The following is a 26,297-nucleotide window of genomic DNA, read 5'->3' on the forward strand; positions in this document are numbered from 1 at the left end:
CGCCTTTGCCCGGAAAGAACCTTTGCCGTGCCAGCCTTCCATCCAAGACGGACGGATAAGCATGTCATTTCAGAGTAGATAGCCGATTTTTCAAACGAAAGGTATCAAAACACTACCATTATCCACTCTGTCGGCAAAGGCGCGCGGCATGAGCCCGCCTCAACAGTATCGTAGTGACACATCTGGGCTGCCTACACAATTAATGAACCCTTGCGTTTCCATCCCTCTTAACCCGTTGTTAACACCTTTAAATTTTGGAAGCGGCCTAAAAGCCGATATTTTAGCGATATTTAAGGGACGTTAACCATATGGTTAGATTTTCGCCCCGAATGCGCCGGAATTTAACGGGATCGCCATTCTCCGACCGCACAACAGTAGCAAGCGCGGACGATATAAGACGGGAGAATTGGCAAATGGCAGCAGTGAGTATCGCATTCGAAGCACCTGACAATTCCACGGGGCCTTCGCCCTCCAAGATCAGGCCGATCGACCTCGTTCATCTTGCGCGCCAGACGATGGGCGACAAGACGGTGGAAATCGAAGTTCTCCAGATGTTTGCGCGCCAGGCGCGCGCCTGCCTGCAGGACATTGCAAGCGGCGAGTCTGCCAGGGTCGGTGCTGCGGCACACCGCCTGAAGGGAGCCGCAAGCTCAGTCGGCGCCTTCCGGGTTTCGCAATCGGCGGAAGCCGTCGAAGAGAACAATGGCGACGCGACCGCCATGGCAGCGTTGGGTGCAGCCGTCGTCGACGCCGAGAATTTCATTCTGAAACTCTGCCGCGGATAAGGCAGGACAGGTTTGGGCTGACCTTGAGCCTGTATGTGCGTCCATTTTGACGCACATACAGGCTCAATTTTTTCTAAATCTACGCATCAGGCTTTCCGAAAATCGATCCCGATTTTCTGACCGATACTGTAGGCCCGCTGTTCCATAGCGGAACGGCGGGTCTTTTTGCGACTTCTCCCGTGACGCATAGAGAATGGCGCAACCCTAGCCGATCTGCGAATCTCCGGGCGATCAGGCAATGTTGACTGACGCGCCGAATTGTCGGAAGAAAATCCGCCCATCTACTACGAAAGACCGGAACCTAATCCTGATGCCCAAACTTACCATCGTCGCCTTTGACGGAACGCGCTTCGATCTCGACGTCGATCAAGGCTCCACCGTAATGGAGAATGCGGTCCGCAATTCCGTGCCCGGCATTGAGGCCGAATGCGGCGGCGCCTGCGCCTGTGCGACCTGTCACGTCTATGTCGACGAGCAGTGGACTGAGATCGTCGGCCCGCCGGAAGCGATGGAAGAGGATATGTTGGACTTCGCCTTCGACGTGCGCCCGACCTCGCGTCTTTCCTGTCAGATCAGGATGAAGGCTGCCTTGGACGGGCTCACCGTGCACGTGCCGGAACGGCAGGCTTAACTCCCAAAACCGCAACTCTTTCCAAAAAGAGAGCCTCGCACGCCGGAGGCGGGCGAGGCGAGGCGGGCGCATTACCTACGGATGAGGGAGGAACACCCGCGGCTTCGGAACGCGCCAGGAGAACACAGTCACGAAAGCCAGCTGCCTTACTGCACTTTCGAATATAGTCATATTACCGCGTTCCGGTTGAGTCCACCAGAATGAAAAATGACCGGTAAAAGGCTGGGAGTTCCACAAGCTTCGCACAAGTTTCATTGGGCAGCTAACGTTCTTTGCTCGCCTTGTGGGCAAAAAGAGCTTATCTTTCGCCGCCCTTGCCCTTGAGTCTGTTGTTGAGCAGTCGCAGCATGCGATTCTGAAAATTGACCGCCTCGACGCGATCGAATCGGGCCTGCAACTTGTCGTGCTCCTCTACCCCGCGAGCCGACACATCCGAAACGAGCTCCTGCATGGCCTCGCAATTGCGCCGCGAAGGCAGCGCCTTGAGTTCACGTTCCATGGCACGCGCCTGAGTGCGGGCGATCTCGGCATGGCGCTCCTCATGGCGCCTGATATCGCTCGACAGCGCATCCCAGATCATCGACAGCTCGCGGCTCGCGCCCTTGCGGTTGCTCCAGCGCGGCATGATGATCTGTGTGTGGACGGTGACCTTGACATTGCCGACACGGCAGCGGCCATTGTCCTGGATATAAGTGGCCTCGCCGCCGAAACGGATCTTGGTGGCGCCGGGATGGCGAGCGGAGGAGCCGTTCGCCGTAGGGCCACGGCGGCTCAGCTCATCGTCCAGCTCGTCGGCCGTCTTTCCCTTGATATCGAAATAGGAATAGCTTTTCGTTGCAACGACTTCGGCAGCCGCGGGGCCGCAGAGGAAAAAGGCAATCATGGAAAAGGCGATGGGAAGGCGCATATAACGCAACGCAAGCGGCATTCTGAACTGAACCTGTGTTGAAGTTTGGCGGAGCTTGGGGCATAGCCACCGCAAGAGCAATATCGGATAGCGGCTTTTTTGGCTAGCGACGGGATTAGACTGGTGAAACAGCTCGATAGCAGTTTCTGGCGTGTGGCCCATGGTCGAGAGATCGAGCTCAACAAGCGCTCAGTGATCATGGCGATCGTCAACGTGACGCCGGATTCCTTCTCCGACGGCGGGCGCTACGACACGGTCGACAGGGCCGTCGAGCACGCGCTGCAGGCGGTCGCAGACGGCGCTGAAATCCTCGATATCGGCGGTGAGTCGACTCGGCCGGACGCGGCCTCCGTCAGCCCGGCGGAGGAACAGGCGCGCGTACTGCCCGTCATCGAGGCGCTCAGCAGACGCACGCAAGCCCTGATTTCCATCGATACGTATCGCGCGGAAACGGCGCGGCGTGCCATCAGTGCCGGCGCCCATATCGTCAACGACGTCTTCGGTCTGCAGAAGGAGCCTGAAATCGCCACGCTGTCGGCTGAGACCGGGGCGGGGCTCTGCATCATGCATACGGGCCGCGACCGGCAGAAGCTTGCCGATATCATCGATGACCAGGTCTTTTTTCTCGAGCGTTCGCTGGAGATCGCTTCCGCTGCCGGTGTCCTGCGTGACCGCATCGTGCTCGATCCCGGCTTCGGCTTTGCCAAGGAGACGCCGAAGGAAAATCTGGAACTGATGGCGCGTTTCGAAGAGCTGCACCGCTTCGGCCTGCCGCTTCTGGCCGGCACGTCGCGCAAGCGCTTCCTCGGCGCCGTCACCGGCCGGGAGCCGGCGGAGCGCGATGCGGCGACGGCGGCGACGAGCGCGCTTCTCAGGCTGCAGGGGGCGGCTGTTTTCCGGGTACACAATGTCGCAATCAACAGGGATGCGCTTGCCGTAGCCGATGCTATGCTGGCCGCCCGGAACGACGCTTCGAAAGCGTGTCACGATCCATCAGATCCGGGTGCCACGCTTTAAGTCTTTGTTTTTCGCATGTCATTATTGCAAAAACCGCTACGCACTTTTGCGCGACATGCTTGAAGTCTTTGTTTTACGCATGTCGTTGTCGCAAAACCGCTACGCACTTTTGCGCGACATGCTTTAGGGGGAGGCCGTCATGAGTACCTATACGATCCTGATGCAGAACTGCGCCTTCTTCGCCCGCCACGGCGTGCATGCCGAGGAGGAATTCCTCGGTCAGCGTTTCTTCGTGGATGCTGAACTGGAGGTGGAAGCGGGCAGCGCACTGGAAAACGATTCCATCGATGAGACTGTCCACTACGGCACCGCCTTCACCATCATCGAAGAGATCGTCGTCGGCAAGCGGCGTTACCTGATCGAGGCGCTGGCGTTCGATATTGCTAAGGGTCTTTGTAATAAATTCCCGCAGATCATCAGGGCCAAGATCACGGTGCGCAAGCCGAATGCGCCGATCCCTGGCGTGCTCGATTTCGTGCAGGTGACCGTTGAGCATCGTACCCGATAATCCATTCCGTCTCGCAACGCTCGGCCTCGGCGGCAATATCGGCGATCCGGTCAAGTCCATGGCATCAGCGCTTGCGGTGCTGGACGCCCATCCGGACTGCCGGGTGGCGGCTGTCTCGCGGCTTTACCGCACGCCGCCCTGGGGCAAGACCGACCAGTCCCATTTCTTCAACTCCTGCGCGGCGGTGGAAACACGGCTTGCGCCGGAAGCGCTTCTTGATCTCTGCCTGTCGATCGAGCGGGAGATGAAGCGCGAGCGCATCGAGCGCTGGGGACCGCGCACGCTCGATATCGATGTGCTGACTTATGAGGGCGTCACGCAGGACGCGCCGCGGCTGGAACTGCCGCATCCACGCATGACGGAGCGGGGCTTCGTGCTGATGCCGCTTGCGGATATCGCGCCCGAATTCATGGTCCGGGGCAGGGCGGTGGCCGATTGGCTAGCCGACGCCGACATTGCGGGGATCGAGATCGCGGACGAAAGCCGCGACTGGTGGCGCAAGACTTAAAGGGGGCCACCAAGCGCAGACTGCGAACATCCGCTGCATATCAATGCAGAGTTGGATCCAGTTATCGGGCGTCAGACCTGAAGCTTCAAGCATTCAGGGCGAATTGATGCTGGGCAGGAAGTCCTCGACCTGCTTGCGGTCAGCTGCAGAAAGCGGCTGCACCTGCTCCTGCCAGAAGCGTTCGGCCTCCGGCGGATCCTTCTCCCACTGGCGCACAGTGGTGATGTTATCGTCGATCTTGCAGCGGCGGTGTCCGCCGAGGCGCAGATATTCCTTGGCGAGCTTCAGGCTCCTGGTTTCCGTATCCGCGTTGGTTGCGTTCATGTCCTTCGCCTCCGTGGCTGCGCAGGGACAAGCCCTGCCGTCTACAATGAACGTTGCGTGGCGGGAAATGATCCCGATGCCATCACGAAATATGAAGGTAGGGAACGCATGAGTGGTTCTCTTATCGAGGCGGCACTCAAGCCACTCTTGCAAACAATAGGAAAACCGAGATCAACAGAAAAAAGGCCCGTCTTCGCGGGCCTTCAGACGCTAGCAGCCAAACTAAAAGCGGCGGAAAACCGCCGCCTCAGGAAAGTATATTCCGAATGATTAGCTTACTGGATTGAACCAACAGCCATTTCGTCGACCTGGCGGGTCAGCGTCAGGCCGATGACCGGAACCATCTGGCTTTCGACCTTGACCGAAACGGTGACGTTCATGGTCTTGTCGTCGCGAACGCGGGCAATCATCGCGCCGTTTAGTTTGGAGCGATTGATGCCAACGACGACGGTATCGTCGGTAACGGCGCCGGAAATGATATCGAGGCCCTTGCCTTCGGCGCCATCGAGGAACTTGCCCTTGTAGGTGGAACCGGACTGCGAGATGACAGCGCTCATCGGCTGCTTGAAGACGCCGACGCGGCAGGTGCCGTCGAGCTTGATACCGGCGGAGGAATCATCGGCCGGAGAACCGACGAGATTGCAGGTGAATTTCGTGCCCTTGTACTTGCCGGCGACGATTTCGCCAGGACCCTTCCAGGTGCCGGCGACGGATTCGAAGAAGGCCTTGTCGCGGGTTGCGGCAGTGGCGTTGGAAGCGACGTCTGCCACTGGAGACAATGCCGCGGCGGCCAGGCCGCATACAAAAAGAAACTTGCGCGAGTACATGGATTTTCCTTCGCAAACACCACTCGGGAACTGGTCTGAAGTTTTGCCGGAGAATGGTTAATGCTTTCTTTCCGGGACGCTGAAATGCGTGGAAATACAGGGCTTTCGCAAGGTAAGGATTCTGCGGTTGCGCCTTTAGCGCATTGAATCCGCTTGAATTTTTTGTACCCTAAGTAAGAAGGCCTAAATATGTCGAAATTCGGCTTTTTGCTCAGGGGTTACCGTTGCGTGCCGTCATCGATGGCGTCAGGTCGCCGATGAAATCGCCGATTCCCGGCCGTTTCAGCGCCCGGAAAGTCAGCGGACGGCAGAGATCCATGGCGGCAATGCCAATCCGCGCCGTCATCAGCCCGTTGATGACGCCTTCGCCGAGTCGGGCCGAAAGCTTGGAAGCGAGCCCATGGCCCAGCACCTGCTGAACAAGGCTGTCGCCGACAGCAATCGAGCCGGTCACGGCAAGGTGAGCGAGCACATCGCGCATCAATCTCAGCATGCCGAGCGTGCCGGGACGGCCGCCGTAGAGCTCGGCCATGGCACGGATCAGGCGGGCAGCCTCATAGAGCACATAGAGCAGGTCGACGATGGCGCGTGGGCTGACGGCCGTGACGATCGATACCCGCTTGGAGGAATTGACGATCAGCGCACGTGCCCGACGATCCAGCGGCGCAAGCAGTTCGCGCTCGGCAAGCGCGATCAGGTGCGGAGCATCGATGACCTCGCCTTCGGTCTCTTTCAGCGTGGCGCGGCCCTTGGCGGTTTCCGGCTTGTTGCCGAGCAGGCCTGTCAGGCGGGCGACGACCGCGCGCGCCTTGGCGGGCCGCGTTTCCAGAATCGCAGCATCGGCTTCAGCCTTGATGGTCTGCACCGCGGCAAGCCGCATCATGCCCGCCGTCTCCCTGATGACGATTGCAATGACGGCGAGGATGCCGATCGCGAGAACGGAAAGCGCGGCATAACCCAGCCAGTCGGCGCGGCTGAAGAGATCGCGGATCAGCCGGTCGGTCCAGAGGCCGAAGGCGAGCGACAGCAGAATGCCGAAAGCGCCGGCGGCGATGCTGGCGAAGGAGGTGCGCCGCTTGCGCGGGGTAGCGACCGGCAACGGGCTCAGATCCTGCTCAGGATTGAGGAAGGGATCTTCCTCATCCGGCGTCAGCACCACCTCGCCTGAGAAGCTAGCGGGCTTGCGGCGCTCGGCCCGTGGCGTTTCGGGCGCCGCATTCTCCTCCTCAAAGGTGAAGGCGGCGGGGGCGCGACGCGGCTGATTGGGCTGGTCGATCGGCGGCTTGCTCATGCGAGGCGGTCTCCGAACAGGAACTGCATGGCGCGGTCGAGGCGGATATGCGGCACGGAGAGTTTGATGCCGCCGCCGGTTTCCTCGAGCTGCGGCGGGCGGAAGCGCACGACATTGACGTCGGGCAGCTCGACCGACACGTCGCCGGCCTCGATGCGCTCGAAGAGAGATTCGGGATTTTCCGGCAGATCGCCGGGGAAGATCGCTGTCTTGCGCTCACCGTCGAAGATTTCACCTGCGATCTTTTCACCGGCCATGGGTGTTCCGACAATGACGGGCAGGTCGTGGCCGTCGCGACGCACGGTGGCCTCCCGCGTGGCGCGCACGGAGGCGAGCGCCATGACATCGATACCGGCGCCGGCCATGCCGATGCGATCGATGGCGCGGTCGACGAGGCGGCGTGTCAGCCGGTCCAGCCGGTCGTGGCTTTCGTGGTGCAGATGGTCCGCCTTGGTGGCAGCAACCAGAACACGGTCGATGCGCCGGCCGAGCAGCGACGACAGGATTGAATTGCTGCCGGGGCGAAAGCAGGCGAGCACGTCGGTCAGGGCGCGCTCCAGATCCTGCACGGCTTCCGGACCGCGGTTCATTGCCTGCAGCGCGTCGACCAGCACGATCTGCCGGTCGAGCCTGGCAAAATGCTCGCGGAAGAAGGGTTTGACTACCACCGACTTATAGGCCTCGTAGCGGCGCTCCATCATTGCCCAGAGCGAGCCGCGCTCCGGCTTTCCATCTGGGGGCAGGGCAAGCGGGGCGAAGGTCAGCGCAGGCGACCCGTCGAGATCGCCTGGCAGCAGGAAGCGGCCGGGCGGAAGCGTGGAAAGCGAGCGTTCGTCGGCCTTGCAGGCCTTCAGATAATCGGCAAAGCTGGTGGCGAGATCGCGGGCGACCATTTCATCGGCAGAAGCGGTGATATCCGTCGCTTTCGTCAGCGCCAGCCAGGCGCTCGACAGCTCGGCGCGGATGCCGGTTGCGGCAAGGGCGATGGTTTCCTCGCTGAAGGTGCGGAAATCCTTGCCGAGCAGCGGCAGGTCGAGCAGCCACTCGCCGGGATAATCGACGATATCGATCGACAGGCGGCCGGGCGAAAACATGCGCGTCCAGGAACTGGCGCTCTGATAATCCAGCGTGATGCGCAGCTCGGAAATCGCGCGGGTGGAATCCGGCCAGATACGCTCCTTCACCAGCGCGCGGATATGATCCTCGTACTGAAAGCGCGGCACGGCATCATCTGGCTGCGGCTCCAGGCGGACTGCCGACACCCGACCGGACTGAACCGCTTCGAAGAGCGGCAGCCGGCCGCCGTGCAGAAGATTGTGGACCAGCGAAGAAATGAAGACCGTCTTGCCGGAGCGGGAAAGGCCGGTGACGCCGAGCCGGATGGTCGGATTGACGAGACCGCTGGCGCGGTCTGCAAGATTGTCCAGCGCGATCAGCGCATCGTCGGCAAAGGATGTCAGGCGTGGCGGCAAATCGGAATCCCTGATGGCACTGCCTGCAATATAGGAAGGGGCCGCTGCCCGAAAAAGAAGCGACGCGAAAGCTCAGTCGATGACGAAATCGACGAGACGCCATGCCGAAGTCGTAGCGACATAGCTGATGACAGCGAGACCGGCTGTCGGGAAGCCTTTCGGCACAGAGGCTGCCATAGCCTTTTGGCCGATCAGCGCCGATAGGGCCTGCTCCATGGTCGGGTTATGGCCGACGAGCATGACGCTCCCCACATCCTGCGCATCGATGATTTCGAGATAGGTATCGACCGAGGCGTTATAGAGCGTGTCGACAAAGCGCATGTCGAGCGTTTCGCCCATGGCCCGATGCACGGCCTCGGCGGTGTCGCGACAACGAAGCGCGGTCGAGCTTATCAGGATGTCCGGACGGTAGCCCTTATCGGCGGCGCGGTCGGCGACAATCTCGGCATCGCCGAAACCCTTTTGGCTCAGCGGGCGGTCGAAATCGCGCTGTCCGGGCTCGGCCCAGGCGGCTTCGGCATGACGCAGGAGGTAGATCCGATGGGGTGGAGGCAGGAGGGCGGCCATGGGCAAATCCAGCTTCGAACGGAGCCTTTTCAGTAGCGGTTGCGATCCCGCAACGTCAACCGTCCACAGGCTTCCAAGAGCGCAAAAGGGGCGTCCCAACACGGCGCTTTGAAGGCCAAGCAAAAAACGCTGCTCGGAATAATGATGCGAAAATAGACTGTTAGCTCAAATTTATGACAGATTTAAAAATCTGTTTACCTGTCTTATTTGGCTTGAATCGCGGATAGCGCATGGGATATACACCCGGCCAGATGAGATGTTCTTCAGGAGAATCGCGTTGAGTGAGAAGATCGATCTTAGCAATTATGTTCCCTCGGAAGACGAGGAGTTCATGAATACGAACCAGCGCGCTTATTTCAGAGCCAAGCTGGTTGCCTGGAAAAACGATATCCTTAGAGAAGCGCGCGAAACACTCGACCACCTGGCTGAGGAAAGCGCAAATCACCCTGATCTCGCAGATCGTGCATCCTCCGAAACCGACCGGGCGATTGAACTTCGCGCCCGTGACCGTCAGAGAAAGCTGATCTCCAAGATCGACGCAGCCCTGCAGCGCATCGAGGATGGCACGTATGGCTACTGCGAGGAAACCGGCGAGCCGATCGGCCTGAAACGCCTCGACGCCCGCCCGATCGCCACGCTGTCGATCGAAGCGCAGGAACGCCACGAGCGCCGCGAAAAGGTTTACCGGGACGAATAATCACTTCCGGACCGGCAATGAAAAAGCACCGCGAGACGATCGCGGTGCTTTTTGTTTTGCTGCCCTTTGCTCTGGGACCATATGGCTCCGGCTTTTACTTGTCGCGATTGACGCTCATTTCTCCGAAGATGCGGGCGACTTCCTTTTGAAGTGCGGCATCCGCACCCGTGATCGGTGCCATATCGGGGTCACGACGCGGCATTGAGCCGGGCTGAGGAGAACCGGGCTGCGGGGCAGGCCGTGCCTGCTGCGAATTGGGTACGGGAACCACCCGCTCGGCAGCCGGATTGGCCGATATCTCATCATCGAGGATGCGTTGGAAATCGCGGCGGATGGCAGCCGATTGCAAACCGCCATCTTCCGTCGCGACTGGAGCGCCGCGCGAAACGGCGGGAATGCTCTGGGCCGGCGGAGTGGACACTTCCGGTTCGATGCGCTGCTGCGGCAACACCCGTTGGCGGGCTGCATCGAGGATATCTGCGGCGCTAGCGGCATCGGGCACGGGTTGCGGAGCGGGGCGTTCGGGCTGGCGCGGCTGAAGCTGCGACATCCGCTGCGGGCCGTCGCGCTCGGCTGTGAGCGGCGGAGCAGAGACCTGTGGCGCGGGAGCCTGCTGGCTCGACATCTGCTGTGCAGGCAACTGCTGGGCAGACATGGGTGGCGCGACTGCCGGAGCGACCGAAGGTTCGGGGCGCTGGCGAACCGGCTCTGCAGGCGGGGCGATGACCGGGACGATGACCGGAGCAGGTGCCGGGCTGTAGGGTTCGAAATCAGGTTCGGCGCTTGCCGCCACAGGTGGTGCGACGGGGGCGGCGACTGGCTTCGGCGGCGGCTCGCGGCGCGGCTGGACGGCTGCACGCTCCTGAGCGACAGCACGCTCCTCGACCGGCTGTGGGCGGAACTCAGCAGCGGTTTCGGCTTCGGTTTCCGGCAGGATGCGGCTTTCGATGACGATATCGGTCGGGCCGCCGATCATGACGAGATGTTCGACATTGTCGCGGCGCACGAGAACCAGGCGACGGCGGGCATCGACGGCGGCGGCATCGAGCACCTGAAGGCGCGGCTGACGGTTGCGACCACCGCGCACGAAAGGCGAGGGCGCGCGGCCGCGCAGGAACCACAGAACGGCGATGAGCAGGATGAGGGCAATGCCGACGCCACCGGCGGCAAGCAGGAAGCGGCTACCGTAAGCCCCTACAACATCATCGAACATAGGCACTCACTCCATTTCGCATTATGGCACAACAGACGACTTTTCCGTTCCTTAGGCAAGAGCCGGCGGGTCTGTCCAGTCACCGGCGAACGCGATTTCGTGTTGTGCAACTATTTGGCCGGGCGCTCGCTGCGGCACCGGCGGGATTACGGGCAAATTGGCGCGTTTGCCTGTGAATTCAAGCAGTCTGACGAAACCTGCTGTTTTTGCGGGCGCAGCAAGTTGATAAGAAGGAAAGACTGCCTGATTCCTGCTTCGTAGCGATGTTACGAGCGCGGCAGGAAGGGCTTATGCGAGGAATAGATGACGAAATCGCGTCAGGTCGACGACTATAACGCGCCGCTCGTGGATCGTGGGGGGCGTTCTGGCACGGCGATACGCATCATCCTGCTGGCGATCGTGCTGATTGCGGCGGCCGCGGCCTTCGTCTTCTTCAAGGATTCGCTCGGCAACGAGCTGGTGCTCGGCTGTCTCGGCGTTCTCGCCATGGTCGGCATCTTCTTTCTCGTCTCCTCCGTCATCGGCTTCATCGAGGTCATGCCGCAGCGCCAGTCAGACAGCCTGGCGCGCGCTTTCCTGAACGGCCATCCCGACGGGACGCTGATCACTGACGAGAAGGGCCGCGTCGTTTATGCCAATGCCGCCTATGGCGCATTGACCGGCGCACGCAAGGCGACCGAGGTGCAGACACTTGAAACGCTGCTTTCGCGCCACCGCGAATCGAACGAGGCGCTCTACCGGCTGGTGAACGGGTTGCGCGAGGGCCGGGAGGGGCGCGAAGAATTCCGCCTGCTGCGGGCCGTTGGCCCCGGAAGCAACGCCGGCGCGCATTGGTATCGCCTGAAAGCGCGGCTCCTGAAGCCGGAAGAGGGCGACAGCAAGCCGCTGCAGATCTGGCAGATCATCGATATCACCGCCGAGCGTGAGGACCAGGAGCGCTTCTTCAAGGAGTTGCAGAACGCGATCGATTATCTCGACCACGCTCCGGCAGGCTTCTTCTCCGCCGGGCGCAAGGGCGAGATCTTCTATCTGAACGCCACGCTTGCGGAATGGCTGGGTCTCGATCTCACCAAATTCATGCCGGGCTCGATGAACATCGGCGATCTCGTCGCGGGTGAGGGGCTGGCGCTGATCCAGTCGGTACAGGCCGAGCCGGGGCTGAAGAAGACCGTGACGCTGGACCTCGACCTGCGCAAATCGAACGGCCAGAGCCTGCCGGTGCAGATCATCCACCGCGTCACCTCCATGCGTGACGGAGCGCCCGGCGAGAGCCGGACGATCGTGCTGACGCGTGACAAGGACAGTGAGAACGGCCAGTCGGCATCAGCAGCCGCCATGCGCTTCACGCGCTTCTTCAACAACACTCCGATGGCGATCGCTTCGGTAAATGGCGATGGCAAGATTCTGCGCACCAATGCGCCTTTCCTGAAGCTTTTCTCCAATATTGTCTCGCGTGACGATCTGGAGCGCGGCGCGCTGATGGAAACGATCGTGCAGGACAGCGACCGGCCGCAGCTTGCCGCGGCACTCGCCGCCGCCAAGGATCGCCAGGGCGACATCCCACCGATCGATTCCCGCACGCCGACCGATGACGCACGCTTCTTCCGCTTCTATGTGAACGCAGTCATCGACCAGAGTGACGAGGCGCCGGAAGAGGCGGCTATCGTCTATGCGGTGGAAGTGACCGAGCAGAAGGCGCTGGAAGCGCAGATGGCGCAGACGCAGAAGATGAATGCGGTCGGCACGCTTGCCGGCGGCATCGCGCACGATTTCAACAACGTGCTGACGGCAATCCTGCTGTCTTCCGACCATCTGCTACTGCAGGCGCGACCTGCCGATGCGAGCTTCGCCGATCTGATAGAGATCAAGCGCAATGCCAACCGCGCGGCGGTGCTCGTACGCCAGCTTCTCGCCTTTTCGCGCAAGCAGACGATGCGGCCGACGGTGTTGAACCTGACCGATGTCGTCGGCGACCTGCGCATGCTGGTCGACCGGCTGATTTCCGGTACCAACGTCAAGCTCGATGTCGAATATGGCCGCGACCTCTGGCCTGTCAAAACCGATCTTTCACAATTCGAGCAGGTTCTGATCAATCTCTGCGTCAATGCCCGCGACGCCATGCCGGATGGCGGCACGCTGACGCTGCGCACCCGCAATCTGCCGGCAGCGGAAGTTGCCGCCTTCAACTATTCCTACATGCCGCATGAAGACATGGTGCTGATCGAGGTGACCGACACTGGCACCGGCATTGCGCCCGAGATCATGGACAAGATTTTCGAGCCCTTCTTCACGACCAAGGACGTGGGCAAGGGCACAGGTCTCGGCCTTGCCATGGTATACGGCATCGTCAAGCAGTCCGGCGGCTATATCCAGCCGGAATCGGAAGTCGGCAAGGGCACGACCTTCCGTATCTTCCTGCCGCGCCATATCGTCGAACCGGCAGTCGCTGCGGAAGCGGAAGCCGCCGATCAGGCCGTTGCGACCGGTGGCGCGCAGATTGTGGAACTCGTCCAGCCGAAGCAGCCGGAAGACCTGACGGGCTCAGCCGTCATCCTGCTTGTAGAGGACGAAGAAGCGGTGCGGCGCGGTGGCAAGCGCATGCTGGAGACGCGTGGCTATACGGTCCATGAGGCTGGCTCCGGCGTCGAGGCCCTCGAGATCATGGAGGAGCTCGAAGGCAAGGTGGACATCGTCGTCTCCGACGTGGTGATGCCTGAAATGGACGGGCCGTCGCTGCTGCGCGAGCTGCGCAAGAACTATCCGGATCTGAAGTTCATCTTCGTGTCCGGTTACGCAGAGGATGCGTTCGCCCGCAACCTACCGCCGGAAGCGAAGTTTGGCTTCCTGCCGAAGCCGTTCTCTCTGAAGCAGCTGGCTGTGGCGGTGAAAGAGACGCTGGATAGCTGATATGATAAAGGGGCGCTTTTGCGCCCCTCAAGTCATTCCGCGAGGGATCGTTGGCGGGGCCGGCCCGCCAGATGGTGGCTTACTCGCCAAGCGCCACGGCAATCTCTGCCGCAAGCCGCGCATTGTTCTCCACCAGCGCAATATTCGTCTTCAGGCTCTGACCATCGGTCAGGTCGAAAATCGTGCTCAACAGGTAAGGTGTTACCGCCTTGCCGGTGATTTCGTCACGCTCGGCGCTATCAAGCGCACGCTCGATGTAGATTTCCATTTCCTCGCGGGCGATTTCGTCAGCTTCCGGAACCGGGTTGGCAATCAGCATGCCGCCGTCAATGCCGAGCTGTTCGCGCGTCGTCTGGAAATTGGCGATCGCCGCCGGGCTGTTCAGCGTCAGCGGGCTGCGAATGCCCGATGAGCGTGACCAGAAGGCCGGGAATTCGTCGCTTTCATAGGTCACGACCGGCACGCCGCGGGTTTCCAGCACTTCCAGCGTCTTTGGAATATCGAGGATCGCCTTGGCGCCGGCGCAGACGACGATGACGCCGGTGCGGGCTAGTTCTTCGAGGTCGGCCGAGATATCGAACGTTTCTTCAGCGCCGCGATGCACGCCGCCGATGCCGCCGGTCGCAAACACCTTGATGCCGGCACGCGCCGCCGCAATCATCGTCGCGGCAACCGTCGTCGCACCGGTGCGGCGCTCGGCGATCGAAAAGGCGATATCGGCGCGCGATACCTTCATGACATCCTTTGCCTTGGCGAGCTGCTCCAGCTCGGCGGGTTCGAGGCCGATATGCAGCGTGCCGTGGATAACGGCGATGGTGGCGGGAACCGCACCCTGATCACGGATGATCGATTCGACGCTGCGCGCCATCTCGATATTGCCGGGATAGGGCATGCCATGGGTGATGATGGTCGATTCGAGTGCCACGATAGGGGCGCCGCGCTGCTTGGCGGCGGCCACTTCCTTCGAGTAGGAGATCGGCAGCAGGGGCGAGAAGGGTTTGGTCATGATCCGTATCCGTTTATCGGTGTTGCCGCTTCATTGCAGAATTCTCGCCGCCGGGACAAGCGAAAGCATGTTGCGCAGCAGTTCGGGTGAAAGATTTTCGTTCACGGCGTGCCGCGACTGGACGGTGAGGGCGGCTGCCGCCGTGCCATGGCGAACCGCCTCTTCCAGCGGCAGGCCGAGCATGAGGGCCGAGAGCGTGCCGGCTGCCAGCGAATCTCCAGCCCCCGTGACATCGGCCACTGTCTCCGAAATCGGCGGCTGCAGGACGAGCGCACGGCCATCCTTGAAGGCGACAAGCTCGCGCTTGCCACGGGTGACGACCGCACCGGTGACGCCGATGTCAGCGAGCAGGGACGGCCATGCGTCGGCATCTTCCGGCCGCAGACCGATGAGCGCCGCAGCCTCTGCCTCGTTGAGAAAAAGGTAGTCGATGTCTTCGAGGCAGGGCAGGAGGCGCACCACCTTGGCCGGCGAAATGGCAATAGCCGCCACCGGCTTGCCGAGCGCCTTTGCCCTTGCGACGATCGCGGCCGCCGTTTCCTCCGGCAGGTTGGCGTCGAAGAGAATGAAATCGGTGGCGGCAAAGGCGTCGCGCACCCAGCGGATCGACAGCCGCCGCGGTACGAAGAAGCGGTAAAGCTCCATGTCCGCCAGCGCGATGACCAGATTGCCGTCCTTCTCGATGATCGCCGTGTAGCTCGGCGTCTTGCGATCGAGGAAGACGAAGGGGCGGTCGTCTATACCCGCAAAGTCGGCCGCTTCGCTCACCATCTCGCCGATCGGGTCACCACCGCGCGGCGAAATCATCGTCACGTCGAAGCCGAGGCGCGCCAGATTGCGGGCCGCATTGAAGCCGCCGCCGCCCGGTTCCTCGAACCATGTGCCTGGATTGCTGGCGCCTGGCGCCGTCTCGCCGGCAATGCGGCCGCGGCGATCGATATGGGCGCCGCCGAGAACGAGAATCTTGCCGCTCATTTCTGCTGCTCCCAGACGAATCGAATAGCGGCAAGAACGCCGGCGTTCAGCGCAGGCGGCGCACTAAGGCGTTGCTTTGCATCGATAAAACAAAAATAGAACACAGGCCGTTTTACCTTTTTCTTTCAATTATTTGCAACCCTATTGCGAAATAAGAACAAATCAGGTACAAACTTCGCATCAGCGGCGACATTGCTTGAGCAGCGTCAATAACCTAAAGGTGGATCGAATGTCTCAGAATTCATTGCGGCTCGTAGAGGACAAATCGGTGGACAAAAGCAAGGCGCTCGAAGCGGCACTCTCACAGATCGAGCGGTCGTTCGGCAAGGGCTCGATCATGAAACTCGGCTCGAACGAGAGTATCGTCGAGATCGAAACGGTTTCTACGGGTTCGCTCAGCCTCGATATCGCGCTCGGCATCGGCGGCCTGCCGAAGGGCCGTATCATCGAAATCTACGGTCCGGAAAGTTCTGGTAAAACGACGCTCGCGCTGCAGACCATTGCCGAAGCGCAGAAGAAGGGCGGCATCTGCGCCTTCGTCGACGCCGAACACGCTCTCGATCCTGTCTATGCCCGCAAGCTCGGCGTCGATCTGCAGAACCTCCTGATCTCCCAGCCAGACACCGGCGAGCAAGCGCTTGAAATCACCGATACGCTGGTGCGCTCCGGCGCCATTGACGTCCTCGTCGTCGACTCGGTCGCCGCGCTGACGCCACGCGCCGAAATCGAAGGCGAAATGGGCGACAGCCTGCCGGGCCTGCAGGCCCGCCTGATGAGCCAGGCGCTGCGCAAGCTGACGGCTTCGATCTCCAAGTCGAACACCATGGTAATCTTCATCAACCAGATCCGCATGAAGATCGGCGTCATGTTCGGCTCACCGGAAACGACGACGGGTGGTAACGCGCTCAAGTTCTATGCCTCCGTCCGCCTCGACATCCGCCGCATCGGCCAGGTCAAGGAGCGCGAAGAGGTGATCGGCAACCAGACGCGCGTCAAGGTCGTCAAGAACAAGATGGCGCCTCCCTTCAAGCAGGTCGAATTCGACATCATGTATGGCGAAGGTGTCTCCAAGACCGGCGAACTGATCGACCTCGGCGTCAAGGCCGGCATCGTCGAGAAGTCGGGCGCCTGGTTCTCCTATAACAGCCAGCGCCTCGGCCAGGGCCGCGAAAACGCCAAGATTTTCCTGCGCGACAATCCGGATCTCGCCCGCGAGATCGAGACGGGGCTGCGCCAGAACGCCGGCCTGATTGCCGACCGCTTCCTGCAGAACGGCGGCCCTGATGCCGGCGACGACGCAGGTGATGCCGCCGACATGTAATTCGCCCTGACCGCTGAGGCAATTCAGCACCGGCCGCGTTCTCTCACGAGAATGCGGCCGGTTTTGTTTGTTTGCTGGACAGTGGCAAGGTCGAACGATAAAAGCCGATGGATTTAATTTTACCTGCCTGCTGGCAGCATCGAAGGGCATGAAATGAGCGGTGTAAACGATATCCGGTCGACCTTCCTCGACTACTTCAAGAAGAACGGCCATGAGGTCGTTCCATCGAGCCCGCTCGTGCCGCGCAATGACCCGACGCTGATGTTCACCAATGCCGGCATGGTGCAGTTCAAGAACGTTTTTACCGGCTTGGAAAAGCGTCCCTATTCGACGGCAACGACCTCGCAGAAGTGCGTACGCGCCGGCGGCAAGCATAACGATCTCGACAATGTCGGCTATACTGCACGCCACCTGACCTTCTTCGAGATGCTCGGCAACTTCTCCTTCGGCGATTATTTCAAGGAGAATGCGATCGAGTTTGCCTGGAAGCTGGTCACCGAAGGCTTCGACCTTCCGAAGAACCGCCTGCTGGTGACGGTCTATTCCGAGGACGAGGAAGCCGCGACGCTGTGGAAGAAGATCGCCGGTTTTTCCGACGACAAGATCATTCGTATCCCGACCTCTGACAATTTCTGGCAGATGGGCGATACCGGCCCCTGCGGCCCGTGCTCGGAAATCTTCATCGACCAGGGCGAGAATGTCTGGGGCGGCCCTCCCGGCTCGCCGGAAGAAGATGGCGACCGGTTCCTGGAATTCTGGAACCTCGTCTTCATGCAGTTCGAGCAGACCGAGCCCGGCGTTCGCAACCCGCTGCCGCGCCCGTCGATTGATACAGGCATGGGCCTGGAGCGCATGGCTGCCGTTCTGCAGGGTGTGCAAAGCGTGTTCGACACCGACCTCTTCCGCACGCTGATCGGCACCATCGAGGATACGATGGGTGCCAAGGCAGAGGGCAGCGCCAGCCACCGCGTCATCGCCGACCATCTTCGCTCCTCGGCCTTCCTGATCGCCGATGGCGTGCTGCCATCGAATGAAGGCCGCGGCTATGTGCTGCGCCGTATCATGCGCCGCGCCATGCGCCACGCACAGCTTCTCGGCGCCAAGGAACCGCTGATGTACAAGCTGCTGCCGACGCTGGTGCAGGAGATGGGCCGCGCCTATCCGGAACTGGTGCGCGCCGAGGCGTTGATCTCCGAAACGCTGAAGCTCGAGGAAAACCGCTTCCGCAAGACGCTGGAGCGTGGCCTGTCACTTCTGTCAGACGCGACCACCGACCTTTCCAAGGGCGACATGCTGGATGGCGAGACCGCCTTCAAGCTCTACGACACCTACGGATTCCCGCTCGACCTGACGCAGGATGCGCTGCGCGCCCGCGAAATCGGCGTCGATATCTCCGGCTTCACCGATGCCATGGAGCGCCAGAAGGCCGAGGCACGTTCGCACTGGGCCGGCTCCGGTGAGAAGGCCACGGAAACCGTCTGGTTCGAGCTAAAGGAAAAACACGGCGCGACCGAATTCCTCGGTTACGACACCGAAACGGCTGAAGGCGTCGTCCAGGCGATCGTCAAGGACAGCGCCGTTGCCGACGAAGCCAAGGCCGGCGACAAGGTGCAGGTCGTCGTCAACCAGACGCCATTCTACGGCGAGTCCGGCGGCCAGATGGGCGATACGGGCGTGATCTCGTCCGACCACGGCAAGATCGAGATTTCGGATACGCAGAAGAGGGGTGAAGGCCTGTTCGTGCATCTGGGTACGGTCATTGAAGGTGTGATCAAGGCCGGTGATGCGGTCGTGCTGACGGTCGATCATGCACGTCGCTCGCGCCTGCGCGCCAACCACTCGGCAACTCATCTTCTGCATGAGGCGCTGCGTGAAGTGCTCGGCACCCACGTCGCCCAGAAGGGTTCGCTGGTCGCTCCCGAGCGCCTGCGTTTCGACGTCTCGCATCCGAAGCCGATGACGGCGGAAGAACTCAAGGTCGTCGAAGAAATGGCAAACGAGATCATTCTGCAGAATGCGCCCGTGACGACCCGCTTGATGAGCGTCGATGATGCCATCGCGGAAGGCGCCATGGCGCTGTTCGGCGAGAAGTATGGCGATGAAGTGCGTGTTGTTTCGATGGGTACGGGTCTGCATGGTGCCAAGGCCAACAGGCCCTATTCGGTCGAGCTCTGTGGCGGCACGCATGTGTCGGCGACCGGCCAGATCGGGCTCGTGCGCATCCTCGGCGAAAGCGCCGTCGGCGCCGGCGTTCGCCGTATCGAAGCGGTGACCGGTGAATCGGCGCGCGAATATCTCGCCGAACAGGACGATCGCGTGAAGACGCTTGCCGCCTCGCTGAAGGTGCAGCCGTCGGAAGTGCTGTCGCGCGTCGAGGCACTGATGGACGAGCGCCGCAAGCTCGAAAAGGAACTGGCCGATGCCAAGCGCAAGCTCGCCATGGGCGGCGGGCAGGGCGGCTCTGCCGATGCTGTGCGCGACGTCGCCGGCGTCAAGTTCCTCGGCAAGGCCGTGGCCGGCGTTGATCCGAAGGATCTCAAGGGGCTTGCCGATGACGGCAAAGCCAGCATCGGCTCCGGCGTGGTGACGCTGATCGGCGTGTCCGAAGATGGCAAGGCAAGTGCTGTCGTCGCCGTGACGCCCGATCTCGTGGATCGTTTCAGTGCCGTCGATCTGGTGCGCGTTGCCTCCGCAGCGCTCGGCGGCAAGGGTGGCGGCGGTCGTCCTGATATGGCGCAGGCCGGCGGCCCTGATGGAGCCAAGGCTGACGAGGCGCTTGAGGCTGTTGCAGCTGCGCTGGCAGGCTGAATTTCTGACATGGATTGAATGCAAAGGCGGGACATGTTCCCGCCTTTTGTTTTGGGCGAACGCCGCCTTTAACTCAACGTCATCCTCGGGCTTGTCCCGAGGATCTGCTGTGATCCGCTGTAGATCCTCGGGACAAGCCCGAGGATGACGAAAGAGCAGGCCGCTTGCGTTTCCCGGCAAGTCAGCAGGATTTGTCAAATCAGGCTATGGTTTGCTGCAGCCGATCGAATAGCACGAGGTTTGACATGGTGGGTGAAACGGCATGGGCGCTCTACGAGAACCGTCTGAGACGGGTCTCGGCCTATATCCACGATCATCTGGACGAGGATCTGGATATGGAGCGGCTGGCCGAAATCGCCTGCCTGTCGAGCTATCACTGGCACCGGATCTATCGGGCGATTTACGGCGAGACGCTGGCGGCAACCGTCAAGCGGCTGCGGCTGCATCGCGCGGCGGGCGATATCGTCCGCACGGAACTGGCGGTCGCCGAGATTGCGAAGCGATCAGGCTATCCCAATCTCCAGTCCTTCAACCGCATATTCAAATCGGTCTATGGAATGCCGCCGGCACGCTACCGGAAAGAGGGAAGCCACACGCAGTTCGAACCCTTAATCTCCGGAAAGGCGAAAGCCATGTTTGACGTAAGCCTGAAAACCATCCCGCCGCTCGAATTGGTCGGCGTTCCCCATACCGGCTCCTATATGGAGATCGGCAAGGCCTTCGAGACGCTGTTCGGTACGCTCTATGCCCGCGGGCTGGCAAAACCCGATATGCGAATGATCGGCGTCTATCTCGACGATCCCGATCTCGTGCAGCCCGAGAAGTTGCGCTCCGTCGCCTGTGTCGCGGTCGGCGAAGAGACGACCGCCAACGCACCGCTGGAGCGGCGCGTGGTGGAGGGCGGCGACTATGCCGTGCTGCATCACAAGGGGCCTTATGCCGATATGTACAAGGCCTACCAATGGCTCTACGCCCAGTGGCTGCCGGCATCCGGCCGGCAGATCCGGGATCGCCTCATGTTCGAGGAATATCTCAACAATCCGCGCGAGGTCGCGCCGACCGAGCTGCGGACGGATATCTACATGCCTCTAGCCTGATCAGCTCTTTTCTTTACGCAATTCCGCACGCAAAACCGCTGTACACTTTTGCTGGAATTGTTCTTTTTTTGTTCTTACGCAATTCCGGACGCAAAACCGCTACGCACTTTTGCTGGAATTGCTTTCAGGCCGCCTGCATGGCTTTCGCCGCTTCGTCGTCCAGCGCCGTTGCCCGCTTGTAGGCATCGCGTTCGGCGAGGCGGCCAAAATAATCGACGAAAGCCTGGCGCTTTTCGATACTGCCGAAAGCGAGACCCCAGCCGATATGCGAGCCGACATAGACGTCAGCCGCCGTGAAGCGGCTTCCGGCAATATAGGGGGAGGCGGCCGAAACCGCCTTCTCCAGCGTGCCCATGACGTCACCGAAGGAGCCGCAGCCGGCCATGCGCAGCCGCTCCTGCGGGATCTCGAAGCCGAGCGCCTTCAGCGTGACGGAAGCTTCCAGCGGCCCGGCGGCGAAGAACATCCAGCGGTAGTAATCGGCCCGCTCATCGGGCTGCGGGCCGAGCCTTGCCTGCGGAAACGTGTCCGCAAGATACGCACAGATTGCCGCGCATTCCGTCACGATCGTCTTCCCATGACGGATCGCCGGCACCTTGCCCATCGGGTTGACGGACAGATAGTCCGGGCCCTTCATCGTCCCGCCGAATGTCAGGATTTCGGTATGATATGGCACGCCGGTTTCTTCCAGCATCCACCGCGCTATCCGGCCGCGCGACATCGGGTTCGTGTAGAAGGTGATTTCCTCGGTCATCCTGCTCTCCTCTTTCCCATGCTCTTTTCGTAGCGCTGGCGCGGGAGATTTCAACCCTCGGAGAAGGGGGCGTCTTCACGGCCGCGCGAGGGATGACCTCTGTCGCCGGCGGCGCGTCAACTCCAGCAGTCCGGCCGGGAGGGCACCGCCAGCGCTGATTGTAGTGCTGGGTCTGGGTCTCAAGCAAAGCAAGATCAAGATAAAAAACAATCATATCCTGGCCCTCGCGTCGCGCGAGGAGCCTTACAAGCTGCAGAAATTCGGGGACAAAACTCTTCTTGGCCATCAGAACCTCCATGCTTAGAGCGCCGTGCGTCCATTTGGACGCACTAAGGACGCTCTAGTTTTTTGAATCTACGCATCAGGCTTTCCGAAAATCGATTCCGATTTTCGGGCCGATGCTGTAGCGAGTAGCTGAATAGGCCTTGCAACTTACGCGAAGCTTACTTTTTAAAGTAACTGCTAATTTAGAGACGGAAAGCAATTTCGCCTGACAACAAAAAACCCGGCACAAAGGCCGGGTTTTTCGATTTCTATCCGAGCAGGGCTCAGGCCATTGCGGCCTGCAGGTTCTGGTCGATCTTGTCGAGGAAAGCGGTGGTGGAGAGCCACGGCTGATCGGGGCCGATGAGCAGCGCCAGGTCCTTGGTCATGAAGCCGGCTTCGACGGTGTCGACGCAGACCTTTTCGAGCGTTGCAGCGAACTTGGCGAGTTCGGCATTGTCGTCGAGCTTGGCGCGGTGCGCGAGACCACGGGTCCAGGCGAAGATCGAAGCGATCGAGTTCGTCGAGGTTTCCTGGCCCTTCTGGTGCTGGCGGTAGTGGCGGGTAACCGTGCCGTGCGCGGCTTCGGCTTCAACCGTCTTACCATCGGGCGTCAAGAGAACGGAGGTCATCAGGCCGAGCGAGCCGAAGCCCTGGGCAACCGTGTCGGACTGGACGTCGCCGTCGTAGTTCTTGCAGGCCCAGACGTAGCCGCCGGACCACTTGAGAGCGGAAGCGACCATGTCGTCGATCAGGCGGTGTTCGTAGGTGATGCCGGCTTCCTTGAACTGATCCTTGAATTCGGTCTCGAAGACTTCTTCGAAGATGTCCTTGAAGCGGCCGTCATAGGCCTTGAGGATGGTGTTCTTGGTCGACAGGTAGACCGGCCACTTGCGCATCAGGCCGTACATCATCGAGGCGCGGGCGAATTCGCGGATCGATTCATCGAGGTTGTACATGGCCATGGCAACGCCGGCGCCCGGCGCGTTGAAGACTTCCTTCTCGATGACGGTGCCATCTTCGCCGACGAACTTGATCGTCAGCTTGCCCTTGCCGGGGAACTTGAAATCGGTTGCGCGGTACTGGTCGCCGAAAGCGTGACGGCCGACGACGATCGGCTTCGTCCAGCCCGGAACGAGGCGGGGAACGTTGCGGCAGATGATCGGCTCGCGGAAGATGACGCCGCCGAGGATGTTGCGGATCGTGCCGTTCGGGCTCTTCCACATTTCCTTGAGGTTGAATTCCTTCACGCGGGCTTCGTCCGGGGTGATGGTCGCGCACTTGATGCCGACGCCGTACTTCTTGATCGCGTTGGCGGCATCGACCGTTACCTGGTCGTTGGTGGCGTCGCGGTTTTCAACCGAAAGGTCGAAATAGTCGATGTCGAGGTCGAGATACGGATGGATCAGCTTGTCCTTGATGAGCTGCCAAATGATGCGAGTCATTTCATCGCCGTCGAGATCGGCGACGGGATTGGCGACCTTGATCTTCTTCATGTATCTGCCTCGTAAGCTTAGGAAGGGACTATGCCCCGGGTGGGTGATGTGGGTCCGGAGCGCTATAGCATTGTGAGCCGGGAACGCAAAGCAGAACGGGCAGGGACGTGACGTTTTTGCCGCCATTGCCAAGAGCGGGAAAATGGCTAACCTCCGCCACATAAGCTCCCGAGTCCCGGACATTTTGCCATGAAAAAGATCGCCGTTCTCTTCGCCGGCCTCATTGCCGCCTCGTCCGTCCTGACGGGCGTTTCGCTTGCGGCCGACGCGACCGCGCCGGTCAAGGAAATCATTGACGACACGAAGAAGAACTGGGCGAGCGATGTCAGTGACTGGATCGATATTTTCGAAGAAAGCAGGCTCGCGCGGATGTACAGCAAGGACTTCGGCGACAAATACAAGGACGCCGCCAAGAATCCGGCGGCCGACGAGGATGGCATTTCGCCCTTCGACTATGACGTAATCGTCAACGGTCAGGATGCCTGCCCGCTGCAGGACCTCTCCATCGAAAGCGGCCAGCCGACAAATGGCACGACCGAGGTGACGGTGAAGTTCAAGGCTGCGACCTGCATGGAAGGCACACCCAACAGAGACGCCTTCACGACCGTGCGTTTCGAGGTGATCGAGGAAGCGGGCAAACCCGTCATCGACGATATCATGATCCAGGGCGAAGAGGGGCAGGGGCCGATCTCGCTCAAGGAAGCCATGGTGCAAATCGCCAACGGCGAATGACCCTGATGAGGTCACCGATTGGCGACTCCGGCGAACGCCAGGGTGGCTGATGACACTTGGCAATCATCATGTTGGTGTGATTTGATTTTTGCTGGGGCGGCGGTATCTCGCTCTCGGGTTCGCCACATCCGGCGCGCATGAGGACTGGCAAGGGTGATTTCCGGCTTTGAGTTCCGAGACTGGCTGCTTGCCAATGACCCGGCGCTTTCGCGCCTGCGCATGGGCACGCGCGTCACGCTGTCGATCGTGCTCTCCTTCGCAATCTTGCTTTTGATCCACATGCTCATCGTGCCGCTGCCGATCGCGTCCTATGGTCTCGGAATCGTTCTGTCGATCGAAGGCGGGGTCGCGGTGCGCGATAAGGGCTCGACGCGCCAGCTCATCACAAGGCTGCTCGGCTGTCTTGCAAGCCTCGTCGTCGTCGGCATCGCAGCCGCGCTTGAATCACAGCGCTACCTTTCGGACTTCATCTTCCTCGTGGTGATCTTCCTGGCCTCATCTGCGCGCATTTATGGCCCGCGTGGCTTTGCTATCGGCATGTTCGCCTTCACCTCCTATTTCCTGGGTTCCTACTTCCACCCGACGATCGGGGAATTGCCTGTCGTCTTGATCGGCCCTGTTGTCTCGGCGCTTGTCAGCCATTGGGTGAGGGCGGTGCTTTTGCCCGACAATTGGCGGCGCGACCTGCTGCGCTCACTGGAGAGCGTGCGGGGCCGCATCAACCAGATCCTCTTCAAGCTTGCCGCCCTTGCAGCAGATGGAAAGGTCGATGAGGCCGACCGGCAGGAACTGCGCCAGCTGGAAGACCGGCTGAAGGAAGTGGTGCTGATGGCCGAGAGCTTCATTCCGCGTCCGCCGGGCGGCGTCTTCGATGGCGCTTCCGCACCGGCCGCGGAACTGGCGATCCGGCTGTTCGATGCGCATCTGGCGACGGAAAGCGCCATCGTGCTGAGCTATCAGAGTGCGCCGCCCTTTGCACTCGTCCATGCCGTGATCGAAGATGACAAGGCGGTGCTTTCGGCTGAGGAGAAGGCGGTCGCCGACATGGAGGGCCAGCCGCAGGGAGAGACGGCACGTGCGCTCCTCTGGCTCGCAGCTGCGCGCAGGCAGCTCGCAGAAACGATCGATGCCGGACGCAGGTCGGATTTCGCCGAGATCGCCTCGATTGAAGAGTCCAGCGCACCTGCCACCATCGATTTTTCGTTCAGAAACCCGCTGATGCGCTCGGCCCTGCAGATCACGCTGGCGGCGGCGATTGCCATGACGCTCGGGCTCGCCTTGTCGCGCGAGCGCTGGTTCTGGGCGGTGCTCGCCTCCTTCCTTGTTTTCACCAACACCAATTCGCGCGGTGACACTGCCATCAAGGCGCTGCAGCGATCGATCGGTACCTTGCTCGGAATTGCCTTCGGCCTGGTGCTCGCGACATTGCTGACCCATCATTTGGCGATTGCGCTATTGGTTTCGGTCGCCTGCGTTTTCCTTGCTTTCTACTTCCTGCAGATTTCCTATGCGACGATGACCTTCTTCATCTCGATCGTGCTTTGCCTGGTCTATGGCATGATGGGTGTCCTGACCTTCGATCTCCTGAAGCTGCGACTTGAGGAAACCGTCATCGGTGCGGTTGCGGGAACGCTGGTCGCCTTCCTCGTCCTGCCGGCGCGCACGCGCGGTGCGCTCGATACGGCGGTCGCCAAGTGGTTCGAGGCCCTGAAGGAGCTGCTATCGGCCGTATCGGACAAGAAGAGCCAGCCTGAACTCATCGTCATCTCGCAGAAGGTCGATGCCTGCTACCGCGACATAACGCTCGCCGCACGCCCGCTCGGCTCTACCTGGTCCATTGTCACCAAGCCGGGACAGATCCGCCAGACACTGGCAATCTTCCTGTCGGTCACGTACTGGTCGCGCATTCTGGCACGAAACCACACGGTCGATGCCGTCGATGACGATCTGAAACGCAGGATCGCTGCCGATATCAGCATGCTGGACGCGGTTGCGCCGCGCGGCTCAGAGTGTTTTCTCATCACCCGAAAGCAGATGCGGCCGACCGGCCGGCACCTGCCGCTCTGGCGGGAGGGCGCTCGCCTGGCGGTGGAAATGATCGGCTCGACGCTGGAGCGGCTCTACCCAACGGAGACGCAGGACTTGCCGTTTGCAGCCGGCAAAGCTATTGCGCCCGTAAATCAGGAATAG

At 60.9% G+C, this 26,297-nt stretch carries 22 protein-coding genes and 1 pseudogene; 12 read left to right on the forward strand and 11 right to left on the reverse strand.

Annotation, left to right across the window (positions count from 1 at the left end):
* The first annotated feature begins 413 nt into the window (after nucleotides 1–413).
* Together AB4Z13_RS03355 and AB4Z13_RS03360 are read left to right on the forward strand one after the other, a co-directional pair.
* The gene (locus AB4Z13_RS03355; RefSeq protein WP_113325671.1) at nucleotides 414–785 is read left to right on the forward strand and encodes an Hpt domain-containing protein; all 372 of its coding nucleotides are present in this window, start codon (nucleotides 414–416) and stop codon (nucleotides 783–785) included.
* A 310-nt stretch (nucleotides 786–1,095) separates the two neighbouring features.
* A complete protein-coding gene (locus AB4Z13_RS03360; RefSeq protein ID WP_113325670.1) occupies nucleotides 1,096–1,416 on the forward strand; it encodes a 2Fe-2S iron-sulfur cluster-binding protein in 321 nt (106 codons plus the stop codon).
* 298 nt (nucleotides 1,417–1,714) lie between these two features.
* Here AB4Z13_RS03360 and AB4Z13_RS03365 read toward each other — a convergent pair whose 3' ends face one another.
* Nucleotides 1,715–2,344: a DUF922 domain-containing Zn-dependent protease gene (locus AB4Z13_RS03365; protein ID WP_442205819.1), complete on the reverse strand. Its 630-nt coding sequence runs from the start codon at nucleotides 2,342–2,344 to the stop codon at nucleotides 1,715–1,717.
* Between the two features lie 102 nt (nucleotides 2,345–2,446).
* Between AB4Z13_RS03365 and folP the strand changes: the two genes are divergently transcribed.
* The 3 genes from folP to folK all read left to right on the forward strand — a co-directional run bounded on the left by folP (nucleotide 2,447) and on the right by folK (nucleotide 4,356).
* Complete coding sequence (gene folP / locus AB4Z13_RS03370; protein ID WP_442205820.1) at nucleotides 2,447–3,340, forward strand: dihydropteroate synthase; 894 nt, start codon at nucleotides 2,447–2,449, stop codon at nucleotides 3,338–3,340.
* Nucleotides 3,341–3,479: 139 nt separating this feature from the next.
* Nucleotides 3,480–3,848, forward strand: coding sequence for a dihydroneopterin aldolase (folB, locus tag AB4Z13_RS03375; RefSeq protein WP_113325672.1), 369 nt, complete (start codon nucleotides 3,480–3,482; stop codon nucleotides 3,846–3,848).
* Nucleotides 3,829–4,356 carry a 2-amino-4-hydroxy-6-hydroxymethyldihydropteridine diphosphokinase gene (gene folK, locus AB4Z13_RS03380; RefSeq protein ID WP_442205821.1) on the forward strand — a complete coding sequence of 176 codons (528 nt, stop codon included), beginning with the start codon at nucleotides 3,829–3,831 and terminating at the stop codon, nucleotides 4,354–4,356. The genes folB and folK overlap by 20 nt, the downstream gene beginning before the upstream one ends.
* A gap of 93 nt (nucleotides 4,357–4,449) precedes the next feature.
* Here folK and AB4Z13_RS03385 read toward each other — a convergent pair.
* From AB4Z13_RS03385 to AB4Z13_RS03405, 5 genes and pseudogenes are all read right to left on the reverse strand, one after another.
* Nucleotides 4,450–4,662, reverse strand: a pseudogene (locus AB4Z13_RS03385) (hypothetical protein); the annotation flags it as partial.
* A gap of 293 nt (nucleotides 4,663–4,955) precedes the next feature.
* Nucleotides 4,956–5,507 (reverse strand): hypothetical protein, encoded by a 552-nt coding sequence (locus AB4Z13_RS03390; protein ID WP_037102691.1) that lies wholly within the window; start codon nucleotides 5,505–5,507, stop codon nucleotides 4,956–4,958.
* 211 nt (nucleotides 5,508–5,718) lie between these two features.
* Nucleotides 5,719–6,798 (reverse strand): YcjF family protein, encoded by a 1,080-nt coding sequence (locus AB4Z13_RS03395; RefSeq protein ID WP_442205822.1) that lies wholly within the window; start codon nucleotides 6,796–6,798, stop codon nucleotides 5,719–5,721.
* Entirely contained in the window at nucleotides 6,795–8,270 is a 1,476-nt protein-coding gene (locus AB4Z13_RS03400; protein WP_439015109.1) for a YcjX family protein, read from the reverse strand. The genes AB4Z13_RS03395 and AB4Z13_RS03400 overlap by 4 nt, the downstream gene beginning before the upstream one ends.
* Before the next feature lie 72 nt (nucleotides 8,271–8,342).
* Nucleotides 8,343–8,837 (reverse strand): SixA phosphatase family protein, encoded by a 495-nt coding sequence (locus AB4Z13_RS03405; protein WP_442205823.1) that lies wholly within the window; start codon nucleotides 8,835–8,837, stop codon nucleotides 8,343–8,345.
* Nucleotides 8,838–9,114: 277 nt separating this feature from the next.
* Here AB4Z13_RS03405 and dksA point away from each other — a divergent pair, with 277 nt between their 5' ends.
* Nucleotides 9,115–9,534, forward strand: a complete 420-nt coding sequence (gene dksA, locus AB4Z13_RS03410; protein ID WP_007826301.1) for an RNA polymerase-binding protein DksA — start codon at nucleotides 9,115–9,117, stop codon at nucleotides 9,532–9,534.
* Between the two features lie 94 nt (nucleotides 9,535–9,628).
* Here the strand turns inward: dksA and AB4Z13_RS03415 are convergent, their stop codons facing one another.
* Nucleotides 9,629–10,747, reverse strand: a complete 1,119-nt coding sequence (locus AB4Z13_RS03415) for a flagellar biosynthetic protein FliO (RefSeq protein WP_442205824.1) — start codon at nucleotides 10,745–10,747, stop codon at nucleotides 9,629–9,631.
* Nucleotides 10,748–11,050: 303 nt separating this feature from the next.
* On the opposite strand from AB4Z13_RS03415, the gene cckA reads away from it, so the two are divergent.
* A complete protein-coding gene (cckA, locus tag AB4Z13_RS03420; RefSeq protein WP_442205825.1) occupies nucleotides 11,051–13,654 on the forward strand; it encodes a cell cycle histidine kinase CckA in 2,604 nt (867 codons plus the stop codon).
* 79 nt (nucleotides 13,655–13,733) lie between these two features.
* On the opposite strand, the gene AB4Z13_RS03425 is transcribed toward cckA, so the two are convergent.
* Together AB4Z13_RS03425 and AB4Z13_RS03430 are read right to left on the reverse strand one after the other, a co-directional pair.
* Nucleotides 13,734–14,660: a pseudouridine-5'-phosphate glycosidase gene (locus tag AB4Z13_RS03425; RefSeq protein ID WP_007826295.1), complete on the reverse strand. Its 927-nt coding sequence runs from the start codon at nucleotides 14,658–14,660 to the stop codon at nucleotides 13,734–13,736.
* Nucleotides 14,661–14,690: 30 nt separating this feature from the next.
* Nucleotides 14,691–15,635 (reverse strand): carbohydrate kinase family protein, encoded by a 945-nt coding sequence (locus AB4Z13_RS03430; RefSeq protein ID WP_310388286.1) that lies wholly within the window; start codon nucleotides 15,633–15,635, stop codon nucleotides 14,691–14,693.
* Nucleotides 15,636–15,864: 229 nt separating this feature from the next.
* Between AB4Z13_RS03430 and recA the strand changes: the two genes are divergently transcribed.
* The 3 genes from recA to AB4Z13_RS03445 all read left to right on the forward strand — a co-directional run bounded on the left by recA (nucleotide 15,865) and on the right by AB4Z13_RS03445 (nucleotide 20,861).
* Nucleotides 15,865–16,956, forward strand: coding sequence for a recombinase RecA (gene recA / locus AB4Z13_RS03435; protein WP_113322764.1), 1,092 nt, complete (start codon nucleotides 15,865–15,867; stop codon nucleotides 16,954–16,956).
* Nucleotides 16,957–17,109: 153 nt separating this feature from the next.
* Nucleotides 17,110–19,764, forward strand: coding sequence for an alanine--tRNA ligase (alaS, locus tag AB4Z13_RS03440; protein WP_113322766.1), 2,655 nt, complete (start codon nucleotides 17,110–17,112; stop codon nucleotides 19,762–19,764).
* Nucleotides 19,765–20,009: 245 nt separating this feature from the next.
* Nucleotides 20,010–20,861, forward strand: a complete 852-nt coding sequence (locus AB4Z13_RS03445; protein ID WP_442205826.1) for an AraC family transcriptional regulator — start codon at nucleotides 20,010–20,012, stop codon at nucleotides 20,859–20,861.
* Nucleotides 20,862–20,985: 124 nt separating this feature from the next.
* On the opposite strand, the gene AB4Z13_RS03450 is transcribed toward AB4Z13_RS03445, so the two are convergent.
* Together AB4Z13_RS03450 and AB4Z13_RS03455 are read right to left on the reverse strand one after the other, a co-directional pair.
* Nucleotides 20,986–21,615, reverse strand: coding sequence for a glutathione S-transferase family protein (locus AB4Z13_RS03450; RefSeq protein ID WP_113322769.1), 630 nt, complete (start codon nucleotides 21,613–21,615; stop codon nucleotides 20,986–20,988).
* A gap of 548 nt (nucleotides 21,616–22,163) precedes the next feature.
* Nucleotides 22,164–23,375 carry an NADP-dependent isocitrate dehydrogenase gene (locus AB4Z13_RS03455; RefSeq protein WP_439015104.1) on the reverse strand — a complete coding sequence of 404 codons (1,212 nt, stop codon included), beginning with the start codon at nucleotides 23,373–23,375 and terminating at the stop codon, nucleotides 22,164–22,166.
* 189 nt (nucleotides 23,376–23,564) lie between these two features.
* Between AB4Z13_RS03455 and AB4Z13_RS03460 the strand changes: the two genes are divergently transcribed.
* Both AB4Z13_RS03460 and AB4Z13_RS03465 read left to right on the forward strand, forming a co-directional pair.
* Nucleotides 23,565–24,107 (forward strand): hypothetical protein, encoded by a 543-nt coding sequence (locus AB4Z13_RS03460; protein ID WP_439015103.1) that lies wholly within the window; start codon nucleotides 23,565–23,567, stop codon nucleotides 24,105–24,107.
* A 153-nt stretch (nucleotides 24,108–24,260) separates the two neighbouring features.
* Nucleotides 24,261–26,297, forward strand: coding sequence for an FUSC family protein (locus tag AB4Z13_RS03465; RefSeq protein ID WP_439015102.1), 2,037 nt, complete (start codon nucleotides 24,261–24,263; stop codon nucleotides 26,295–26,297).

This window comes from Rhizobium sp. YAF28 (assembly GCF_052113285.1).
GTDB lineage: Bacteria > Pseudomonadota > Alphaproteobacteria > Rhizobiales > Rhizobiaceae > Rhizobium.